This window comes from Paralteromonas sediminis, assembly GCF_003820355.1.
In the GTDB taxonomy this organism is placed as follows: domain Bacteria; phylum Pseudomonadota; class Gammaproteobacteria; order Enterobacterales; family Alteromonadaceae; genus Alteromonas_F; species Alteromonas_F sediminis.
The window spans coordinates 96,386-116,651 of the sequence record NZ_RPOK01000001.1 but is presented as its reverse complement, the minus strand read 5'-3'; the positions used below and the strand labels follow the sequence as shown (position 1 = coordinate 116,651).

Sequence of the window (20,266 nt, the reverse complement as noted above, 5' to 3'; positions counted from 1 at the left end):
CCCTAGCCTTCTTTTTATTGTTTGCTGTTTTTTATTTTTATTCTTGAGCTCTGTTCTGCAATAGTACGACGCAAAGATCCACTATTCACCACTTTTACCCACTTTTTGCAGTTTAGTTACCCCCGCACCCCACTGTCAAGGCAAAAAATGGATAATTTGATCCCACAATTGCACTTAGGCAACGATGAAAAAATAATCAATGAAAAAGTGTATGATTTAGTTGATATTTTTAAGGCATAAAAAAACCGGTGAAAAAACACCGGTTTTATAAGAAAAGCGAGAATTTGTTATGCGTTTTCAGGTGCAGCTTGGCCTTCCGCATTTTGCTGTTCACTCAAACGTACAATTTGCATTGACTGAATGGGGTTCTCTGTTTTGTTCGATAATTCAACCAAACGATTTAGCTGTCCGAGTGAAACCATTGCAGTATAAGCCGCACCAATAAAGCCATTTTTATGTAAATCAACAACGGCTTCTGCAGACAAATCCAACAAGTTCTTCTCATTGATGCTGTACAAGCCTGTTACATTTCGCTGCTCACCATTTTGATAAGCAATGCGAATGTTGATCTCTTCCAATAGGTTGTGTTCCTGAAGTTTGGCAACAAAACGCTGGGTTAGCATTTCACTGTTAGCCAAATCAGTCAGAAACTGCTGGCGTGAGCGCAAAAAGGTGCTTGGCTCGCCATCGACGAAGAGAGGTTCTCCGTCATCAGTGATTTGGTAGCTGTTCTCGTCGATGTAGATACCTAACTTGTCGCCATCTGGTTTGATGTCGAAAGGATAACGCAATAGATTCATTGGGACGTGCGAGCCCTGCCATTGGCCGTCGTGCAAAAACAAATTTTGCTTTTGCTCAATCCCCAACATCACAACTGAATAAAAACGTTTGTTTGGATCTTCGATAAAAACGATCGGCATTGATGCTGCCAACATTGCAAATTCGCGCACTGATGCAGCAGAAATATGCGCCTCTTTGGCAAACTCTAAGTTAGGTCTGGCCGCTATTTTAATATCTTTGTGTTTTTCTTTGTCTAGCGGTACAAAATTCATAGCCATTTATCTATTACTCTTTCATTATTATAGGCAGTGGCCATAGCGCCCTGCCGGGTTATTACATACAAATGGCCAGTACAGCCACAAAACGCGAAGCAGTATTACCCATTTGGCAAAAGATGTCACTCTGGAAAAACAATAACTGCTTTCCCATTATCTTGGGATGATGTTAGCCTGTTTCAAGTATTAAATTTTTGTGACATTTCAGAGATTCACACAACGTATTTTTACCCATCGGACATTGCATGAACAAAAAACTTATCTCAACCCTTACATTACTCGCACTTTCCCATACGGCAGTAGCAAACTATTCCGCATCAGACAAAGCCCATAAGATTGCTCAGGACAATATCATAGTTGATGGACATATCGATGTTCCATACCGTGTAAATCGGGCTTGGGTAGACGTCACTGAGGCCACTAAAGGTGGTGACTTTGATTACCCAAGAGCAAAACAAGGAGGGCTCAATGCGCCTTTCATGTCGATCTATGTGCCAGCAAGCCTTGATAATTCACCGCAATCGACTCAGTTGGCCCATCAGCTCATTGATTCTGTGGAAGCCATTGCAGCCCGCGCACCAGACAAGTTTGCCATAGCAAAAACCGTTAGCGATGTAGAGGAACACTTTAAGGCAGGGCTGATTTCCTTGCCTATGGGCATGGAGAACGGCTCTCCCTTGCAGGGTGAATTGAGTAATCTGGCGCATTTTTATCAGCGCGGTATCCGATACATTACCCTCGCACACTCCCAAAGCAATCACATTAGTGATTCATCGTATGATTTGCGACGCAAATGGAAAGGCTTGAGTCCTTTTGGAAAGACACTGATCAAAGAAATGAATGATATCGGTATGATAATCGATATTTCACATGTTTCTGATGCCGCTTTTTACCAGGTAATGGAACTCACCGAAGCCCCTGTAATCGCATCACATTCGTCTATGAGAAAGTTTACACCTGGCTTTGAGCGCAATATGGATGACGACATGATCAGGGCGCTGGCGAAAAACAATGGCGTGATTATGATTAACTTTGGTTCTGGTTTTGTTACCCGCGAAGCCAGAGTATGGCGTGATCAGTATTCAGCCGCTAGGAAAGCCTTGATAGAAAAGGAAGGTGAGGACAGCCCAAAAGTTGCAACATTTGACGAAGATTACAAGAAAACGAATCCCTACCCGTTTTCTACATTGGAAGAAGTACTGGATCATATCGACCATGTGGTAGACGTTGTGGGTATAGACTATGTGGGTATAGGCTCTGACTATGATGGCGTAGGTGACTCGCTCCCCACAGGATTGAAAGATGTCTCAACGTTTCCCAACTTGATTCAGGGTTTGCTCGACAGAAAGTACTCCGAAGCAGACATCAAGAAAATTCTCAACGAAAATGTATTACGGGTATGGCGCGACGTAGAGCGCTACGCTAAAGCACAAAAAAGCTGATCAGCGCCACGCTTCCCAATAGCAAGAGATAGGGGAAGGGTGACTGATACCAACGCATTTCAGCAGGTGCAGCATGTTTGTCTGCACTTGCCTCTGCTAAGGCTCGAGGTTGCTTCCCCCCCCACCCCCTGACTAATAACCAACCAAGCACGCCAAGTGTTACCAATACGCTTAAAGCGGTCACTAAGGTAAAACCCTCATAAACCCAGACGGCATAAAAGTAGAGAAAAAGGTAAATACCAATTATCGAATAAAAGAAAAACTTCATCGTTACTCCTGCAAAGCAAAATACGTAGTTAACAGATTGGCCACTTGTGTAAATACGGGGTTAGCTTGCGGTAATGCGCAAGGTTCTCTAGCATCTAGGCTTGATTTTTTGATACCAATTTTACGGACTGCAGCCTTATCCAGCATTAGATTGCCGTGGCACACTTTGTACTTCGCGTTAATATACAATGCCGTATTAGTACCATCATTAAAAGTCAGCAGGTTCTCTACACCACGAATTGGCGTGGTAATGTCTGACTCAGAGTGTGCAGCGAAAATAGGTAAATTTAACCGTTTCCCCTCATCTAGCTGAGACCGGATATCAGAAATCACTTCCATTAATTCAATGCCCGACGAATTAGACACCGAAGGGTATTTATAGGGATTCGGTCCATCTGTCATATACTCGCCATCTAACAGTCTCGCGAGCATCCCTACTCCCCAAATTCTGGACAAGCTCTCAGCGTTGTCAGACAGGGCGAGCGCCCCAGAGAACAACAACAAGCCACTTACATCAGCTGGGTTTTCTAGTACGTATTGTGTCGCTAATGCGCCTCCGGTTGAAAACCCACCAATATACACCTTGTTTCCAAATTCCTTTGCAAACATCATCACCTGACTCACATGGTGACGCCACTTGTCCGACAGTTCACTGGATTGCATAATGTCATGCGCATTTTTTAAACCATGTCCGGGTAACAAAGGCACCACAACATTCATTCCGCGCTCATGTAAAAGCGGTGCGATTGCAGAAAAATAAAAAGGCGAATCACTTAATCCGTGAAACAAAACAACTACAGCTTCTGTCTTGGTATTATGATGAAGAATATACGGGCCGTTGCCATCATTTCGAAGTGCATCAGAGCACACCCGGTGCGCACGGTTGCCGCAGGACTTAGCGTTTGAAAGTGACTCATTGTACAAGTCGGTGAATTGTGCAAGTGGTGACTCAATTGCATTTGCGGTTAAAGACATTCCGCAGCAAAGTAAGGTAACAAAAAGGTATTTCAAGCTGAATTCAACAATCCAAAGATAAGTGTTCTACACTCTATCAACAGACATAAAAGGAACCAAGTACCATGACACAAGCAAACCCAAAGTTTCCTTCAATTGAAGGACAACGTGTACCCGATGTGACATTTCCTATTCGTCAGGGTGAAGATTGGATTACTAAATCAACTGACGATTTATTTAAGGGCAAAAAAGTAGTGGTGTTCTCCTTACCTGGTGCCTTTACCCCCACCTGCTCTTCAACGCACTTACCCCGCTACAACGAGCTGGCTAATGTGTTTAAAGCGCATGGTGTAGACAGCATTATTTGCGTGTCTGTCAATGACACCTTTGTTATGAATGCCTGGGCCGCGGATCAGGAGTCTGAAAACATTGAACTCATCCCAGACGGGAATGGTGACTTTACTGAGAAAATGGGATTGCTGGTAGACAAAGCCGATCTGGGTTTTGGAAAAAGAAGTTGGCGCTACTCTATGTTGGTCGAGGACAAGGTGATTAAAAAAATGTTCATAGAGCCAGACTTACCCGGTGACCCTTTTGAAGTATCAGATGCTGATACCATGCTTGCTTACATCGCGCCAGGAGCAGAGGTCAACCAACCCGTATCTGTGTTTAGCAAACCGGGATGCCCCTATTGCGCAAAAGCGAAAGCACTACTATCCGACCACCACATGGCCTTTGAAGAAATTGTAATGGGGAAAAATGCCTCTTTGACTTCACTCAAAGCCGTAAGTGGTAGGGACACAGTTCCCCAAGTGTTTATCGGCGGTCAGCATATTGGCGGTAGTGAAGAACTCGAACAGTACTTTGCTGATAAGCGCGACTAAACAACGAAGTAATAGACCGAGAAGTAATGAAAACTGCACCCCGCCAGCACAAACACGTGCCATATGGCGTGGGTGTATTGCTTGTTTTTCGCCACATAAAAAAGTACGCCAACACTAAAGCACACCCCACCCGCGACCAATAACCATAAACCAGCTCCGGGTAACGCTTGGTATAGTGGATAAATAAGCAAAACAATTATCCAACCCAGTATCAGATAGGTCGTCACCGCAACTTTGGGAAAGCGCTGCCCTGCAATACATTTAAAGGCTACGCCACCTATGGCGAGTATCCACACCACGGCTGTTGCAATCACGCCCAGTGTTCCACCTATAGCAAGTAACGTAAAGGGGGTATAGGTGCCTGCAATAAGCAAATAAATAGCACTGTGGTCGAATAACTTCAGCCAGCGTTTCGTTTCTGTGTGAGTAATGGCGTGATACACAGTTGATGTAAGGAACATCAAGATCAATGTACTTCCATATATCGCTGATGCGGTTATGGCAATGTAACTGTCGGCTCTGTACAGCATAGACACTAAGCCAGCGATAGCTGCCAGAAAACCCGCACCATGGGTCAGTGCATTAATTAACTCCTCAGAAGAAGAGTATCTGTGGATGGGTGTAGTCACTTTCTGCATGGGTTTAGTATAATAATTCGGCGTACACTTGTACACCCAAAATTCAGACCCCTTTTTTATACCTTATTTAAAGCCAACCATTGTAGATCAGACGCTTAATGGAGAAATGGCGGTATAAAGGTATCAAAAAATATCCCCATATATTGAGCAACATGCATACTGACTTTTTTTTGTGCTCTATATTTGCGATATAGCTTTATGAGAGGAGCAAACAATGATTGTTTTAGTTGGTGGTGAAAAAGGCGGAAGCGGGAAGAGCTGTCTGGCACAGAATATTGCTGTATACCTTCGTCGCGAAAAAAATGCCTCTGTATTAATGGTGGATTGCGATCCACAACGCACAACGTCAGATTGGATTCAGGAGCGAAACGGCAATGACGACCTTCCTGACATCAATTGCGTGCAGTTGTATGGAAAAATTAGAAATGAGCTGTTAAGTCTGCGCAGTCATTATGATTATGTCATCATAGACTGCGGTGGTCAGGACAACCTCGCATTGCGTTCTTCAATGGCCGTCGCCGATCACATCCTGATCCCGCTGCGTCCGAAACGCAGAGACCTTAAAACCGTACCACACATGGAAGACATTTTGTCGACCTGTAAGATGGTGAACCCAAACATGAACGAGGCTTTTGTGATTACACAATGCCCGTCACTGCCCTCGCTGGCAAATCGGATTCTGGAAGCCAAGGAAGTCTGTCGTTCATTTGAAATCCCTGTACTTAACTCTGTCACATACAGCAGGAACATGTATGACGATTCGGAAGAATCGGGCATGTCAGTAATGGAAAGCGAACCAGATGGCAAAGCCGCAGTGGAAATACGCAGCATTATTGAAGAACTTCTTGCGCGAGGACAGACAAATGAGCTTATCGAGCCTCAAAAAATCCACGCAGTCGGATAGACCGAAGCTGGTAACTGTTGATCAGTTTATTGATGACGCTGTTGCTTATGCCCATGGAAGCAGTGGTAAATACGCGCAGCGTCAAAAGTTACATATTGTTGGGCATCAACGCGGTGACATGCCGAAAATGCGCAGGGCGACATATACCCTAAGCATTGACACTATGGACGCACTAACACAGCTAGCCGAAAGAACGGGTATTACCAAATCGAGACTCATTCGCATACTGGTTGCTAACCATATGCGAAAGTCTAGTGACAACGCGCTTTTAGACAGCCAGGTACGCTGACGATCAGCTGCCTGTCTTAATGTCTTCCATCTGGTATTTGTCAATAAGCGAATACAAAGTAGGACGTGTAACGCCAAGTAATTCAGCCGTTTTAGACATATTGTAGTCAGAGCGTTGATACGCACGTCTAATGGCACGACTTTCTGCTTGTTCCCGAACTTCTCTCAAATTGAAACTTTCAGTTTCTACGTCACCATCGGGAGCAAGCAGACCCAAATCATCAGCCTGAATAACAGCTCCTTCCGCCATGATTACTGCCGATTTAAGTTTGTTTTGAAGTTCCCGAATATTACCTGGCCATTTGTGTGCCAGCATCGCATTCACCGCGCCATCACTGAAGCTTTTTGCTTTGGCGTTAAACTCTTCCTGGTACTGGCTAAGAAACGTTTTTGCCAATAGCACCACATCCTGTTCACGTTCTCTGAGTGGAGGAATAAAGATGGGCAACTCACCCACGCGATAGAATAAATCTTCCCGAAATGACTCTTCACTCACCATAGTTTGCAAATCTCTGTGGGTCGCACAAATCACCCTGATATCTACAGGAATTTCATTGCGCCCCCCCACACGTTCAATGACGCGCTCTTGAAGGAAACGCAACATCTTGGCCTGTAGGCCTATAGGCATATCGCCAATCTCATCAAGGAAAAGCGTCCCGCCTTGTGCGGTTTCAATTTTACCCAGTGTGGTTTTATTCGCGCCAGTAAAGGCACCTTTTTCATATCCGAACAGTTCACTCTCTAGCAAGTTTTCTGGGATTGATGCACAGTTTATTGCAACAAAGGGTTTGTCTTTACGGGGGCTGTTTTCATGGATAGAGCGCGCAAACACTTCTTTACCGGTCCCGCTCTCACCTAGCAATAGGGTGCTAATATCTGTTGCTGCAATTTTTTCAGCCTTGCGCATAACGGCTAAAATCGCATCACTGTTTCCGATTATGCGCCCCATACCTTTTTTGGCTTTCTGCAAGAGGCGATTTTCGTGTTCCAGATTGGCAAGGTTCAGGGCCCGGGCAACAAGCAGCTTAATCGTGTCTGAGTCTATTGGCTTTTGGTAAAAGTCATACGCACCAAGTTCAATCGCTTTTAACGCGTTTTCCTTGTCATTGTTGCCGGTTACCACAATGACTTTCGTTTTAGGCGCTAACGCGATAATTTCTTCGAGTGTTTTTAACCCTTCAGATGCATTGGCAGGATCAGGTGGCAAACCTAGGTCGAGAGTCACCACTTTAGGTTCATGGCGACGCAGTTGAGCAATAGCCGACTGTCTGTCCTCGGCGAATGCGATTTGATAATCCGTAAAACTCCATTTGAGCTGCTTTTGAATACCTAGGTCATCATCGACAACCAGTATGCTTTCCTTCATGCCTCTACCTATTATTGCGTGGGAAAATTCAGTGTAAAACAGGTTCCCTTACCTTCTTCACTGGCCACCGAAAGCTGACCACCAATTGCTGTCAAATAATTTCGCGCGTCATACACGCCAATTCCCATCCCAGCATTACCTTTTGTCGTATCAAAGGGTGTAAATAGTCTGTGTTCTATGAAATCTTGACTCATACCACATCCGTTATCCTGAATGGAAACGATCAGCATATGAGACGCTTCTGAATACGTTATCGTAACACACACAAACCCATTGTCATCGGTTGCTTGCTGTGCGTTATTCAAAAGGTGGTACATCACATTTTTCAGTTTTTCTTTGTCGACTACAACTTGTGTTTCACTTTGCACAATCAGTTCTGGAACAGGAGCAAGCCCCTGGCACTGCTGGGTAATCACCTGTTCAATCAGCGGTGATATGAGTGTCGCAGCATCATTAGTGGCCTGCACTTCTTTCTTTTCTGTTAGCTGCTTGAGCATCTTGTCCATTCTCGACTTGGTATGCTCTAATGTTTCAAATGTATCGGCAATAAATTCAGGATTGTCTTTATGCTGCTCAGCGTTGCACAGAATCAGGTCAATTTGCGCCAGTACATTCTTTAAATCATGCACAACAAAGGCTGACATTCTGCTAAAAGCCGCAAACTGTGCATTCTCAGCAAGAGCCTTGCCGTTTTCATGGTGATATATGTAAGACGATATTTGGTCTGAAACAGCATTGAGGTAGTCTCTGACTTCCCAGTCCAGATTAATAGATTCTCTGTCTTTTGCATTTAGCAGTACTACCCCTCTTAACTCGTCGTCGTGCAACAGAGGGATAACAATCTGATATTGAAAGGCGTTAATAGCAGATTTATCAAGATGTAAATCCGGGTAATCAAACGGTCGGCTAATGTACTGATGCAAGTCAAGAATCCATCGGGTATGTCGACAGTAATCGGTAATTTCGCTAAGTAGCGCATTTTGCTCTTGTGTCATATTGGGGGTATTCAGACTAGCCACTTTTTCAAAAAAGTTACCCCGTTTCATCAGCAAACTACCCTGGTCGTAATTAACCGAGTCTGTAAAGCCATGTAATGCACGTTCATATACATCAGACAAATTATTAGAGGACATGGAAAGCGTTTTCGTGAGCTTTACCCATTCAACGCGATAGTCATACTGATTGGCAAAAAAGTGTTTGGTTATAAAGATTTTAATTTTGGTGCGAATTTGGTTCGACATGAACACGGCTGCCAGCACAACGATAGACGCCGCGATGAGCACTATCTGTATAGTTGTGCTCCATTCACCGCCCCAGTAGCTGACCACATAGCCTGCCATTGCCATAACAAACAGGTATACACCAGCAACCAGTAACAATGAACTGTGCAGCACCACATCTCTGGACACGAAAATATTGATGCCCCAGTGTTTTATCCGCCGCACCGCTAACACCAATAAAGGAGCTAGCAGAAAATAAATATACCCCCGAGCGGCTATGTATCGACCATCAACCTCACTGACCATAGTGGCGTTAGCATACAAGACAAATTCATACAGCTGCGTGGCGCCTAAAAACATGATCAACGGCTTAAAAGTCCATTGCTGATCACCTGCCTGACGATAGACAAGCTCAAGAAGGATCAACATTTCAAGTGCCAATACAGTTTGCAGCAAAGTCAGCCACATGGGCTCAAGCACAATAAGGTAGGGCAACACCAGCACAAATACAGGCAACGCCAAAATGGCTATGGTTTCGGGTCTTTGCAATACCTGCCACAAAGAAGCAAAGCTTTTTTGTAAGCACGAAGCCAAGAACAGCAACCAGACAAACTGCTTTAACGCGTCTGCAACATACAAACGCTGAGGAGACAGCTCTCCGGCTAACTGACTCACAAAACTTAACGACCAGACCGCCGTTCCGAGTCCAGCGAGGACCAGCAAATGTTTGGCCAACCCGGACTGCCTTGATGTGAGTAACAGTAACACCAGCAGCAAATAGGCGGCAGCGCTTATGGCATAGCCAATATCAGAAATCATGATTTAATGGCGTTTTTGAATAACCAAGCTACCGATAGAGTAACCTGCGCCAAACGAGCAGATGACCCCTATGTCGTCTTGTTTTAAGTCTTCATGGTGCAATGCAAAGGCAATAATTGAACCCGCTGATGCTGTATTGGCATACTGATCGAGCACAATGGGTGCCTCTTGTGCTGAGGGGTCTCTACCAAGCAGGCGTTTTGCAATAAGTTGATTCATATTGATATTGGCCTGATGAAGCCACCAGCGTGATACATTGTCTGGCGCATAACCATGCTGTGCCAGATGTGACTGAATATGCTCAGCCGCCATTGGACAAACTTCTTTGAAAACTTTTCTGCCTTCCTGGTGAAATAGTCGATCAGCTGCGTACGGGTCTTCGTCTGTAGCTCGGCTTAAATACCCAAAATTGGAGCGTATATTGTTTGAGAACTGCGTTTTCGCTTTGGTTCCCAGAATTGCAAACTGATGTGAGGAGGTTGCGGTATCCTCAGACTCAATGATCACCGCAGTTGCCACATCACCAAAGATAAAATGGCTGTCTCTGTCAGTATAATTGACCTGAGGTGATGTGAGTTCAGGATTGATAACCAATACGCTTCGCGCGCTACCTGCCTTGACCATTTCGTAGGCACGGTGAAGACCAAATGTAGCAGCCGAACATGCTACGAGCATGTCAAAACCGAACCCTTCTATTCCCAAGGCTCCCTGAACTTCGATGGCGATAGCTGGATAGGCCCGTTCAGTATAGGCACAGGACACAATGACCACGTCAATGTCTTCGGCTTTTTTGTTTGCTTGCAACATGGCTTTTTTTGCAGCATTTACTGCCATCTCGGCCTGATGTGATAATTCATCATCCCTTCGTTTGGGAATAAGCGGACGCATTCTGTCAATGTCCAGCGCCCCCTCTTTTTGATAAATGTAGCGCTGTTTTATCCCCGATGCTTTTTCGATAAATTCAGCACTACTAAAGGGCATTGCGTCAATCTGACCAGCCTCTATTTGGGCCTTGTGTTCTACGTTGAATTTCTCGGCATACGCGTTATAGCTCATCACCAACTCTTCATTAGTAATGGCATTTTCTGGGGTCCAAAGACCAACCCCACTGATCACGGGTGTATTTGACATCTTACTCAGCTTATCAGTTTATTGTTATTGCACATCTACTGATAGCTTATCGCTTAATGTTATGAAAGTCATGAAAAGAAAAACGGCGCCATCAGGCGCCGTTTTTACACAGTTAACAACTGCTTTATCTCTCAGTAATACTCCAGATTGTCACGGTTCCGCTTACTTCAGAACCAACAAGCAACAAAGGAGTGTCAGTTGGACTGTCTTCAGCATTAACAATCACCAGGCTCTCTGGCGCCAAGTCACCCATACCTGCATCGCCAACTACTAAGCCCTCAGTCAATCCACGGTTGTTCACGTAGTCAACGAAGTTAACATCATAAGGGTTAGTCACGTCATACACCATTACGCCGCCCATTCGCTCTAATCCAATGAAAGCGTAAGTACGATCACCGATTGTGCCTACTGTCAGTGCTTCAGGCTCTGGCCCCTTGTTTTCAGAGCGATCATCACTGGCATTTTCATCATCCGTGTTATTAAACTGAGCGCCATAAACTGAGGCAGTAATACGTTCAAAATCGTCCCCTGAATCGAACACAACCAGACCGTTTTGATCCCATATCGTGAATGAGCGCGCACCGTAGGCATATGCATTGTCATATTCCCCATCGTTATCAGCATCGCCCAATGCTTGAGTAACACGTAAGTCATCCGCTTCACCATTCATCTGCAATGCTTCTAATGGTGACCCCGGCTCTGCAGTAAGGTCTTTCACCTTCACTTCATCGGTATATGCAAGGCAACCGTCATCCTCATCAAATTCAACTACATCGCCGGCAGCCAAACAGGTGGCTTCATCAAAAGGCGTCACATCAAAGAAATACTCTCTCGCATCGCCTTCATTAGCCGTCACCAAAAAGGTCGCCCCTTTCCACTCATAATGAGAAATGGTGTCAGGCATATAAACACCGTATAAACCTTCATATTGACCGAAGCTTACAGCACCATTTTCCTGCACATCGATATTTAATCCGCTCCAGTTTTTGAAGCCAAGACCGACAATGTCAACTGACAGTGTTTCAAGGTCGAGAACAGCAACACCATTGTTTTCTTGAAGTGTGATGTAAGCTGTGGTGTCGGTTGTAGTGATGTATTCAGGCTCCAAATCCTGCGCAACACTGGTTGTAATGGCAACGCCATTAATCGTCTGTCCCTCTGGATTAGGAAAGTGCATACCCATTGCTTCTAAGTCAGTTTTTTGTGCATTGAAGCTATCGAAGCCAACGATATCCGCAGTTTCTGCATTTTCACCTGACGCTAAGATATCAATAACGGCAACCCCACCGACAGGATCGACCGTGTAGTCATCACTCGGCTCACCTTCTAATGCGACCAACACTTTAGCGCCATTTGGCGTGAACGTTACCATATCGGGAAGTGCACCCACCTCAACCGCGTCTAAGAATGCAGGAGCAGCATTGTCCAGCCCGTTGTAAAACAAAACGTAACCATTGTCCGTTTTATTATCTGCCGTCATCGCGACTGCCATTAGGTCGCCCGATATGGCAATACTGGTAACCCCGCCCAGTGCATTGCCATCCGCTTCAGTTGGCAGCGCTAACGATGCAACCGCTAAATTAGCAGTGTTTATGGGATCTGCCATTTCTACTGCAGTCAAATTTGAGGCATCGATAACACCGATGCTGTTGGTTTCACCATTAGTTGCATAAATCGTTTGGGTAGCAGCATGATACTGTACGATTTCGGCGGCACCAGACACGCCTAGGCCTGCGCGACCCACTACCGCAAGACTGATACCGTTAGAGGCATCTGTGCCATCCTGACCATCTGCGCCAGGTTGTCCATCAGTTCCAGGGTCACCCTGTGGACCTTGTGCACCCTGTTCTCCCTGAGGTCCATTTTCACCGTCAAGTCCACAACCGGTTAACGTGGCTGCCACAAACAGTGCCAACAGCCCGTACTTAAATGTTTTCTGCGCTACCATGAGCTTTCCTTTTTTACCTTATTGATTCGTAAAGCAACGTGATTCCAAACTGCTACTATAGGCAGCTTGCTTGGATGATGTCTAGTTTGAGAACGTTAAAACGCTACGACACAAAAGTGACAATTGTGTTACGTCAATACAAAAAGCCCTCGACACTATGGCGAGGGCTTGCATTAAAACACTAGTTATAACAACAACTAGTCCTGATTCGTTTCTTCTTTCTGAATATGAACATCCATTTGGGGGAATGGAATTGAGATCCCCTCAGCATCAAAGCGCAATTTCACTTTTTCAGTGAAGTCCAGTTTTACGCCCCAGTAATCTGCTGTATTTACCCAAGGTCTGACGATAAAGTTAACGCTGCTATCACCTAATTCACCCACAGCTACCTTAGGTGCAGGATCTGCCAGTATACGCTCGTCTTCTTCAATCATTTTTAGTAGCACAGATTTGGCTTTTAATAAGTCATCATCGTATCCAATGCCAAATACCATATCTACTCGACGGGTATCACGAATAGAATAGTTAATGATATTACCGCCATAAATAGCCCCATTTGGCACAATCACTTCTTTGTTATCGGGTGTTAACATAGTTGTTGTGAAAATACCTATTTTTAGAATTGTCCCAGCTTCGCCACCGGCTTCAACATAATGACCCGCCTGAAAAGGTTTAAACACAAGAAGCATTACCCCTGCAGCAAAATTTTTCAAAGAATCCTGCAAAGACAGACCAATGGCTAAACCTGCTGCACCCAGTATGGCTACCAGAGAAGTAGTATCAACACCCAACTCATTGAGAGAAGCGACAATAACAAAGAGCATTAACACTGCCCTGAGGATTGACCCTAAAAATTCCACCAACATATTGTCGTAGTTAGATTTACCCATGAGTTTGGTGAACATTGAGACAATAACGCCAACGACAATGCGACCCACAATAAAAATTATGAGTGCCATTGCGATATTTATTGCCCAAGGCACCGCATAGGTATTCACTAAATTTTCGATATCTTCTGCTGAATAGTTCACGAATTTTTTCCTTTTAAAATGAGCTAATTGTGCTTGCTTTACACCACAGGAACGCTGCGTAATGCAATAACGTTAAACAAGAAAAGTGAATGGTGCAATGAATTCGTGATAACAAATAATTTGTTTACTAAAGTGCTTTCTATTTTTATAAATAATAACAACAGCTTATCTTTAACGCAGGCGTCATGAAAACTCTATCCAATTGTTTTTATTAGACTTTCACCCCAACTATCTTTTTTATCCTGATCATTGAAATGACACATATATTGGCTATGCTTTAGTTTACTTTGTGTAATTTGCGAGCTGTTGTAAGGGACTCGTGCCTCAGATTATATAGGACTTAGCAATGCTTTTCTTTTTTGGACTGGCCGCAATCACAGCCGGCCTTGCAGTATATGCGTGTAGCGCTGATAAGGGTAAAAACACCAAACACTGTCGGCGCTGCAATCAGTCAAAACTGCGCTCAGCACAGGCAAAATATTTGATACAGGCTAAATCAACGTTAAACTAGCGCCTTTGTTGAGGTGAGAATTCACCCCCGATGTAAAGGCACTATGAGAATTCCAAGATTTTTCCACCCTGATCAGCTGTCTGTCGATACCGATGTCGCACTTTCACCTGATGCCCTCCACCACTGTGTTAATGTGCTTAGGTTGCGCGTTGGTGCAAACCTGATCCTATTTGATGGGACCGGTAAAGAATTTGTGGGTGAAATAATCCAAAGCGAAAAGCGAAGAGTGATTGTTGCTCTCAACACCGAGATTGCGCTTGATCCACAATCACCGCTCACGTTGCATTTGGCTCAGGGTGTATCAAAAGGCGACAGAATGGAATGGGTACTACAAAAAGCGACTGAGCTAGGCGTGACCGATATCACCCCCGTTATCACTGAACGTTGCAATGTAAAGTTAGATGAATCCCGTTGGCAAAAAAAACATGAACAATGGAAAAAGGTAGTGATAGGTGCCTGTGAGCAATCGGGCAGAAACACACTTCCCGTGTTACACCCGGTTACTGCTTTGACTGACTTTCTTGCTCAGTCGACCACGCAAAACCGATTAATTTTAACGCCTGACGCAGAACAAACATTCAATAATCTTCAAACCACTGCCAGAGACGGCTTTAGGCTAATTATAGGGCCTGAGGGCGGTCTTTCTGATCTTGAAACCAATCAGGCTAGAGAGAAAGGTTATCAGCCAATGCGATTTGGGCCCCGAATATTAAGAACCGAAACAGCAGCCATCGCCAGTATTGCCACTTTGCAAAGTCGATTTGGTGATTTGATTTAACTGACTTAATTCGGTTATTATTTGAGCGGATAAGAAACTTTCACTTCAAACAACAATAATAAGAAGAAAGTCATCATGAGTAAGATTGCGCTAGTTCAACACAATGCTCATATTGAGAAGTTGTCTGCACAACGTCAGTTGTCTGTTCAGAAATTAAGAGCGGATGCATTTGAAAAGCTCGTCAACGGCATTCAAACCAATGACATTATAGACAGTATTGTAACGCAAATTGAAGCGATCACTGACGGCCCAAAATTGGTGGTGTTCACGCCAGATAATACAACACTGCACCTCAGCCCCATAAGTTATCCTTCATTACCCACTGCATTTGTCGATGGATTAAAAAATTACCCAATTATCGATTCACGTGATCAGTGTGGTATCGCCTATTTCACAGGTAATGTAGAACGTCTAGAGCCTGTATTCTCCCAACCTTTACATGCCAGTTTACGCGTACTAGCAAATCATGCGGCCATCTACTCTTGCATCTCTTTTCCCATGCAACAATCAGACGATGATTGCATAGGCGCAATTGATGCCTATGTAGAAGATGTCAATAGTCTAAGCCATGAGCAAATACATCTTCTGTCGTGTGCCGCTGACCTTATTTCTATTGTTATTGAACGTGGTAAATCGTTCACAAACCAGCGTAAAGTAGAACGCTTACTCCGAGAAAAAGTGGATGAGCAACAGCGCGAAATTGTTACCACACATGCCATGTTGCACAAGGCGCTGTCTCAAAGGGATGCAGTGAGAAAACAATTAGTTGAAATGGAAAAATCGGCGGCAGTCGGCACTATGCTTTCCAGTATTACCCACGAAATGAATACGCCTATCGGTGTTTCTTTAACAGCAGTTACCCACTTGCAACGACTGAGAAAAGAAAGCCTAACCGCGTTTAACAATAACAACCTTAAGCGCTCGCAGCTCAATCGGTTTTATCAGGACTGTGAGGAGGCTTGTACGATTACAGAACGAAATCTTGCCAGAGCCTCAAGTATAGTGAGCACGTTTAAACAGCTAAATTCAGACCAATACAGCGAAGAGACGCGTTCTATTCACTTAACCAGCTATATTTGTGAGTTGTTGCTTTCGCTCAAGCCCACATTGAAACAAGCAAAATACAAGGTTTGTATTGATATTGATGCCGATCTTCACATTGACAGTTATCCATCTGCATTAGGCCAAATTCTTGTTAACTTGATTATGAATTCAGTTAAACACGGATTTGAGAATAGAGAACAGGGCAACATTTTCATTGCAGCCAAACTGGACAGAAAAGATAAACGCAACGAACTTATTCTTCAATATGCAGATAATGGTAAGGGTATGGATGAAGCCACACAAAATAGTATCTATCGTCCATTTTTCACTCAAGCCCGCCATAAGGGCGGTACGGGGCTTGGTATGCACATCTGCTATAACTTAGCGGTAAATATGCTCCAAGGCAGCATTCAGTGTGAGTCTGAAGAGGGCGTAGGCACTCGGTTTACGCTTCGATTCCCAGTTATGCGCAATTTAGGTTTTCTATAGTCGAATACATTTGTACAAAGCCTTGATTTTACCTTATGTTGCCCCATAGTTATTGAATAATAATCTAACTTGAAAGACGATAATGACGTATTCAGTAGGCATCATAATGGACCCAATCGCGTCTATTAAGCCTTACAAAGACACCAGTTTCGCCATGATGCTAGAGGCGCAACAGCGCAATGCTGAGCTTTTTTATATTGAAATGCAGGACCTTTTTATTGAGCAGGGTATCGCCAAGACGCTGACGCGAAAAGTAGAGGTCACTGATGTTGAAAAAGACAGCCTGACACCGTATTACCGTTTCATCAGTGAAGACAGCGTAAAGCCGCTAGGCGACTTTGACGTATTGCTTATGCGCAAAGATCCACCAGTAGATGCCGAGTTTATCTACACCACTCACATTTTGAGCCTTGCTCAGGAACAAGGCGCCCTTGTGGTCAATAATCCTCAAAGTTTGAGGGATTTTAATGAAAAACTCTTTACCTCCTACTTTCCTGATTTGATACCGCCCACATTGGTAAGTAAAGACCCATCCACGATACGTGCGTTTCATCAACACCACGGCACCATTATTTGTAAACCTCTTGATGGCATGGGCGGAACATCAATCTTCAAAGTCGAAGAGAGCGGTAACAATTTAGGGGTCATTATTGAGACACTGACGCAGCACGGTCAGCAGTTTATGATGGCACAGCGCTTCATGCCCGAGATTAAGGAAGGAGATAAGCGTATCCTTATTGTCGATGGTGAAGTGATGCCATATGCATTGGCCCGCTTGCCGAGTAAGGGAGAAACCCGCGGTAACCTGGCTGTTGGCGGCACTGGACGCCCTCAACCTCTATCGGATAGTGATTTTCATGTCGCCCAGCAAATAGCCCCAGTGGTAAAAGACAAAGGGCTCATGTTTGTAGGATTAGATGTGATTGGAGACAAAGTGACTGAAATAAACATTACCAGTCCAACCTGCGTGAGAGAAATTGAACAAGCTTTCCCTGTAGGTATTTTGTCCAAGCTGTTTGATGCTATTGAGCAAAAACTCGCAGGATGCACTCAATGACCAATCTCAGTAGCCTTGAGAACCACTTTTTGATTGCAATGCCGTCGTTGAACGACCCTTACTTTAATCGTTCACTCACCTACATCTGCGAGCATAACGACCAAGGAGCCATGGGTTTGGTCGTGAACCAGCCCACAAGGATGACACTTAAAGAATTGTTAGAGCAAGCAGACAAAGACGCCGAAGTATTGCAAGAAAAAGCTGAGCAGATTGTATTGGCAGGCGGACCTGTTAGCCAAGAAAGAGGCTTCATTTTGCACTCTCCTCAATCGGGCTGGTCATCAAGTTTGTCGCTAACTGATGAAATTATGGTGACGACATCAAAAGATATTTTGGGCGCGATTGGTAACGAAACGGGGCCGGAAAAAGCGCTGGTTACGCTGGGGTATGCTGGTTGGACAGCAGGTCAACTAGAGCAGGAACTCCAAGAGAACGCCTGGTTAACAGTAGAAGCAGACACAGACATTCTTTTCAATACGCCGATGCACCAGCGATGGCAAGCAGCGGTCAATAAGTTGGGTATTGATGTATGGCAATTAGGGCCAGATAGTGGCCACGCATAGCACTGTTCTTGCATTTGATTTTGGGACGAAAAGTATTGGCGTTGCCGTAGGACAAATGGTTACACAAACTGCCTTCCCACTTGAAGCATTAAAGGCCAATGACGGGATCCCCAATTGGGCCTCAATTCAAGACATCTACGATGAATGGCAGCCCGACGCTGTCATCGTTGGATTGCCGTTGAACATGGATGGTAGTGAACAGGACATCACAGCTAGAGCCAAAAAGTTTGCCAACCGGTTACACGGGCGTTTCAAAAAACCGGTTCAGATGCACGATGAACGACTGTCAACCGTTGACGCAAAAGCCATGCTATTTGAGTTGGGCGGCTACAAAAAGCTCAGTAAAGGGAAAGTAGACAGTGTCTCAGCCTGTGTTATCTTCCAGAGTTGGGCAGAGGTGCAATGATAGCTACAGCCGTTTTACTTGCCCGCAAGACCAGCAAATTTCAAAAGACGGTTCGTTTTCTTCCCTGCAATTAGCACAGCACCAAGGTTCCTCGTCCACTGACATGTGTCTAAGATCGTCAACCAATGACTTCGCTCTATTGTACCAATCATCATCAATGAGCCAGACTTCAGGAATGGCATCGAAGGGTGACAGCTCTCCCACGGCTCCCAATGAAAACTCATTCTTTACCATGTAAGGAATGCGATTGGCGTCTAACAATTGCGCCACTTGCTGAATTGAAAACCAGTCTTCACTGACATACAGTTTTTTCACAGTAAATATTCTTCCTCAATTGAATTGAAGCAGCGAATAGCCCTAATCCATGTCGATGGACACGTTGGAGAGCGCCCCTAAACTACTACCTTCTTTGGTATCCAGTTTCATCATCAATCGCAAATCATTAGGTGAGTCAGCATGGTGCAGTGCTTGTTCCATATCGATACGCCCTTGTTTGTATAAATCATAAAGGGCCATATCAAAGGTTTGCATACCCATTTCTTTGCCTTTTTTCATGGCTTCCTTAAGTCCGCCCATGTCATTACGCCGGATCATGTCGGAAATCAACGGTGAATTGAGCAAAATTTCAATCGCAGCAACCCGTCCTTTACCATCGACCGTTGGCACAAGTTGCTGTGCCACAATTGCACGAATATTCAGACTTAGATCAAACCTTAGCTTTTCATGCAGATCCTTAGGCGCAAGGTGCATAATACGCTCTATCGCCTGGTTGGCGTTGTTGGCGTGCAGTGTTGCTACGCATAAGTGCCCTGTATCGGCAAATGACATAGCATACTCCATGGTTTCCATAGACCGGATTTCACCAATGAGTATGACATCAGGGGCTTGACGCAACGAGCTTTTTAGGGCGTCGTCAAAAGTTTGGGTATCTATGCCCACTTCTCTTTGGGTAACCACACAATTATTGTGCTCATGAACGAATTCAATGGGATCTTCAATGGTGAGAATATGGCCCTTTGAATTCGCATTTCTGTGACCTATCAATGCAGCCAGAGATGTTGATTTACCCGTGCCTGTGCCACCGACGAACAACACAAGCCCTCGCTTTGCCATTATGATATCTGATAACACTTTGGGTAAGCCTAAATCTTCGGCTTTCGGAATTTGTGTCACAATGCGGCGCACCACCATGCCTGCTTGGTCACGTTGCCAAAATGCGCTACAACGGAATCGACCCACGCCTTCTCGAGCGATAGCAAAGTTACATTCCCGGCTTGAATGAAATTCCTCCTGCTGACTCTCATTCATAGCCTCATGGACCAAATCCAATGCTTCTTCGGGCGATAGGACATGATCGTTAAACGGCGTAATTTTTCCATCAACTTTAGCGCTGACAGGGTAGTTGGCTGTCACAAACAGGTCTGACGCACCTTGTTCAACCATATGTTCTAGGCAGGCATCTAAATGCATA

The 20,266-nt window shown here is 44.7% G+C and carries 20 protein-coding genes; 9 read left to right on the top strand and 11 right to left on the bottom strand.

Features of this window, described 5'->3' with window-relative positions; all coding sequences use genetic code 11:
• Window positions 1-287 precede the first annotated feature (287 nt).
• Window positions 288-1,058 carry a SapC family protein gene (locus DRW07_RS00545; protein ID WP_124025939.1) on the bottom strand — a complete coding sequence of 257 codons (771 nt, stop codon included), beginning with the start codon at window positions 1,056-1,058 and terminating at the stop codon, window positions 288-290.
• A gap of 242 nt (window positions 1,059-1,300) precedes the next feature.
• Here DRW07_RS00545 and DRW07_RS00540 point away from each other — a divergent pair, with 242 nt between their 5' ends.
• On the top strand, window positions 1,301-2,497 hold the full coding sequence (locus tag DRW07_RS00540; protein ID WP_124025938.1) for a dipeptidase: 1,197 nt from the start codon (window positions 1,301-1,303) through the stop codon (window positions 2,495-2,497).
• On the opposite strand, the gene DRW07_RS00535 is transcribed toward DRW07_RS00540, so the two are convergent.
• Together DRW07_RS00535 and DRW07_RS00530 are read right to left on the bottom strand one after the other, a co-directional pair.
• On the bottom strand, window positions 2,478-2,765 hold the full coding sequence (locus tag DRW07_RS00535) for a hypothetical protein (RefSeq protein WP_124025937.1): 288 nt from the start codon (window positions 2,763-2,765) through the stop codon (window positions 2,478-2,480). The genes DRW07_RS00540 and DRW07_RS00535 overlap by 20 nt on opposite strands.
• Window positions 2,766-2,767: 2 nt before the next feature.
• The gene (locus tag DRW07_RS00530; protein WP_124025936.1) at window positions 2,768-3,739 is read right to left on the bottom strand and encodes an alpha/beta hydrolase; all 972 of its coding nucleotides are present in this window, start codon (window positions 3,737-3,739) and stop codon (window positions 2,768-2,770) included.
• Between the two features lie 104 nt (window positions 3,740-3,843).
• On the opposite strand from DRW07_RS00530, the gene DRW07_RS00525 reads away from it, so the two are divergent.
• Window positions 3,844-4,602: a glutathione peroxidase gene (locus DRW07_RS00525; RefSeq protein WP_124025935.1), complete on the top strand. Its 759-nt coding sequence runs from the start codon at window positions 3,844-3,846 to the stop codon at window positions 4,600-4,602.
• Here the strand turns inward: DRW07_RS00525 and trhA are convergent.
• On the bottom strand, window positions 4,599-5,240 hold the full coding sequence (gene trhA / locus DRW07_RS00520) for a PAQR family membrane homeostasis protein TrhA (protein WP_124025934.1): 642 nt from the start codon (window positions 5,238-5,240) through the stop codon (window positions 4,599-4,601). The two genes, DRW07_RS00525 and trhA, sit on opposite strands and share 4 nt — an antisense overlap.
• Before the next feature lie 214 nt (window positions 5,241-5,454).
• Between trhA and DRW07_RS00515 the strand changes: the two genes are divergently transcribed.
• Both DRW07_RS00515 and DRW07_RS00510 read left to right on the top strand, forming a co-directional pair.
• On the top strand, window positions 5,455-6,144 hold the full coding sequence (locus DRW07_RS00515) for an AAA family ATPase (protein ID WP_124025933.1): 690 nt from the start codon (window positions 5,455-5,457) through the stop codon (window positions 6,142-6,144).
• Window positions 6,104-6,433, top strand: coding sequence for a ribbon-helix-helix domain-containing protein (locus DRW07_RS00510; protein ID WP_124025932.1), 330 nt, complete (start codon window positions 6,104-6,106; stop codon window positions 6,431-6,433). Before DRW07_RS00515 ends, DRW07_RS00510 begins: the two co-directional genes overlap by 41 nt.
• Window positions 6,434-6,436: 3 nt before the next feature.
• Here DRW07_RS00510 and prsR read toward each other — a convergent pair whose 3' ends face one another.
• The 5 genes from prsR to DRW07_RS00485 form a co-directional block, all read right to left on the bottom strand.
• Window positions 6,437-7,798, bottom strand: coding sequence for a PEP-CTERM-box response regulator transcription factor (gene prsR, locus DRW07_RS00505; protein WP_124025931.1), 1,362 nt, complete (start codon window positions 7,796-7,798; stop codon window positions 6,437-6,439).
• 11 nt (window positions 7,799-7,809) lie between these two features.
• On the bottom strand, window positions 7,810-9,837 hold the full coding sequence (prsK, locus tag DRW07_RS00500; RefSeq protein WP_124025930.1) for an XrtA/PEP-CTERM system histidine kinase PrsK: 2,028 nt from the start codon (window positions 9,835-9,837) through the stop codon (window positions 7,810-7,812).
• Window positions 9,838-9,840: 3 nt separating this feature from the next.
• Window positions 9,841-10,968: a beta-ketoacyl-ACP synthase III gene (locus DRW07_RS00495; RefSeq protein WP_124025929.1), complete on the bottom strand. Its 1,128-nt coding sequence runs from the start codon at window positions 10,966-10,968 to the stop codon at window positions 9,841-9,843.
• Between the two features lie 124 nt (window positions 10,969-11,092).
• Complete coding sequence (locus tag DRW07_RS00490) at window positions 11,093-12,916, bottom strand: choice-of-anchor I family protein (protein WP_124025928.1); 1,824 nt, start codon at window positions 12,914-12,916, stop codon at window positions 11,093-11,095.
• A 197-nt stretch (window positions 12,917-13,113) separates the two neighbouring features.
• Window positions 13,114-13,947: a mechanosensitive ion channel family protein gene (locus DRW07_RS00485; RefSeq protein WP_240630466.1), complete on the bottom strand. Its 834-nt coding sequence runs from the start codon at window positions 13,945-13,947 to the stop codon at window positions 13,114-13,116.
• A gap of 554 nt (window positions 13,948-14,501) precedes the next feature.
• Between DRW07_RS00485 and DRW07_RS00480 the strand changes: the two genes are divergently transcribed.
• The 5 genes from DRW07_RS00480 to ruvX all read left to right on the top strand — a co-directional run bounded on the left by DRW07_RS00480 (window position 14,502) and on the right by ruvX (window position 18,795).
• Window positions 14,502-15,236 (top strand): 16S rRNA (uracil(1498)-N(3))-methyltransferase, encoded by a 735-nt coding sequence (locus DRW07_RS00480; RefSeq protein WP_124025927.1) that lies wholly within the window; start codon window positions 14,502-14,504, stop codon window positions 15,234-15,236.
• A 75-nt stretch (window positions 15,237-15,311) separates the two neighbouring features.
• Complete coding sequence (locus DRW07_RS00475) at window positions 15,312-16,769, top strand: GAF domain-containing sensor histidine kinase (RefSeq protein ID WP_124025926.1); 1,458 nt, start codon at window positions 15,312-15,314, stop codon at window positions 16,767-16,769.
• Window positions 16,770-16,851: 82 nt separating this feature from the next.
• Window positions 16,852-17,826, top strand: a complete 975-nt coding sequence (gshB, locus tag DRW07_RS00470) for a glutathione synthase (protein ID WP_124025925.1) — start codon at window positions 16,852-16,854, stop codon at window positions 17,824-17,826.
• Window positions 17,823-18,389 carry a YqgE/AlgH family protein gene (locus DRW07_RS00465; RefSeq protein WP_124025924.1) on the top strand — a complete coding sequence of 189 codons (567 nt, stop codon included), beginning with the start codon at window positions 17,823-17,825 and terminating at the stop codon, window positions 18,387-18,389. Before gshB ends, DRW07_RS00465 begins: the two co-directional genes overlap by 4 nt.
• Entirely contained in the window at window positions 18,373-18,795 is a 423-nt protein-coding gene (gene ruvX, locus DRW07_RS00460) for a Holliday junction resolvase RuvX (RefSeq protein WP_205665360.1), read from the top strand. Before DRW07_RS00465 ends, ruvX begins: the two co-directional genes overlap by 17 nt.
• A gap of 3 nt (window positions 18,796-18,798) precedes the next feature.
• Here the strand turns inward: ruvX and DRW07_RS00455 are convergent, their stop codons facing one another.
• Window positions 18,799-19,110 carry a putative signal transducing protein gene (locus DRW07_RS00455; protein ID WP_124025922.1) on the bottom strand — a complete coding sequence of 104 codons (312 nt, stop codon included), beginning with the start codon at window positions 19,108-19,110 and terminating at the stop codon, window positions 18,799-18,801.
• Window positions 19,111-19,152: 42 nt separating this feature from the next.
• Window positions 19,153-20,265, bottom strand: a complete 1,113-nt coding sequence (locus DRW07_RS00450; RefSeq protein ID WP_124025921.1) for a PilT/PilU family type 4a pilus ATPase — start codon at window positions 20,263-20,265, stop codon at window positions 19,153-19,155.
• Window position 20,266: the final 1 nt, after the last annotated feature.

Bases quoted from the DNA above. Each gene is read 5' to 3' on its own strand.
- DRW07_RS00545 (WP_124025939.1), bottom strand. From the start codon at position 1,058: ATGGCTATGAATTTTGTACCGCTAGACAAAGAAAAACACAAAGATATT.
- DRW07_RS00540 (WP_124025938.1), top strand. From the start codon at position 1,301: ATGAACAAAAAACTTATCTCAACCCTTACATTACTCGCACTTTCCCAT.
- DRW07_RS00535 (WP_124025937.1), bottom strand. From the start codon at position 2,765: ATGAAGTTTTTCTTTTATTCGATAATTGGTATTTACCTTTTTCTCTAC.
- DRW07_RS00530 (WP_124025936.1), bottom strand. From the start codon at position 3,739: ATGTCTTTAACCGCAAATGCAATTGAGTCACCACTTGCACAATTCACC.
- DRW07_RS00525 (WP_124025935.1), top strand. From the start codon at position 3,844: ATGACACAAGCAAACCCAAAGTTTCCTTCAATTGAAGGACAACGTGTA.
- trhA (WP_124025934.1), bottom strand. From the start codon at position 5,240: ATGCAGAAAGTGACTACACCCATCCACAGATACTCTTCTTCTGAGGAG.
- DRW07_RS00515 (WP_124025933.1), top strand. From the start codon at position 5,455: ATGATTGTTTTAGTTGGTGGTGAAAAAGGCGGAAGCGGGAAGAGCTGT.
- DRW07_RS00510 (WP_124025932.1), top strand. From the start codon at position 6,104: ATGAGCTTATCGAGCCTCAAAAAATCCACGCAGTCGGATAGACCGAAG.
- prsR (WP_124025931.1), bottom strand. From the start codon at position 7,798: ATGAAGGAAAGCATACTGGTTGTCGATGATGACCTAGGTATTCAAAAG.
- prsK (WP_124025930.1), bottom strand. From the start codon at position 9,837: ATGATTTCTGATATTGGCTATGCCATAAGCGCTGCCGCCTATTTGCTG.
- DRW07_RS00495 (WP_124025929.1), bottom strand. From the start codon at position 10,968: ATGTCAAATACACCCGTGATCAGTGGGGTTGGTCTTTGGACCCCAGAA.
- DRW07_RS00490 (WP_124025928.1), bottom strand. From the start codon at position 12,916: ATGGTAGCGCAGAAAACATTTAAGTACGGGCTGTTGGCACTGTTTGTG.
- DRW07_RS00480 (WP_124025927.1), top strand. From the start codon at position 14,502: ATGAGAATTCCAAGATTTTTCCACCCTGATCAGCTGTCTGTCGATACC.
- DRW07_RS00475 (WP_124025926.1), top strand. From the start codon at position 15,312: ATGAGTAAGATTGCGCTAGTTCAACACAATGCTCATATTGAGAAGTTG.
- gshB (WP_124025925.1), top strand. From the start codon at position 16,852: ATGACGTATTCAGTAGGCATCATAATGGACCCAATCGCGTCTATTAAG.
- DRW07_RS00465 (WP_124025924.1), top strand. From the start codon at position 17,823: ATGACCAATCTCAGTAGCCTTGAGAACCACTTTTTGATTGCAATGCCG.
- DRW07_RS00450 (WP_124025921.1), bottom strand. From the start codon at position 20,265: ATGCATTTAGATGCCTGCCTAGAACATATGGTTGAACAAGGTGCGTCA.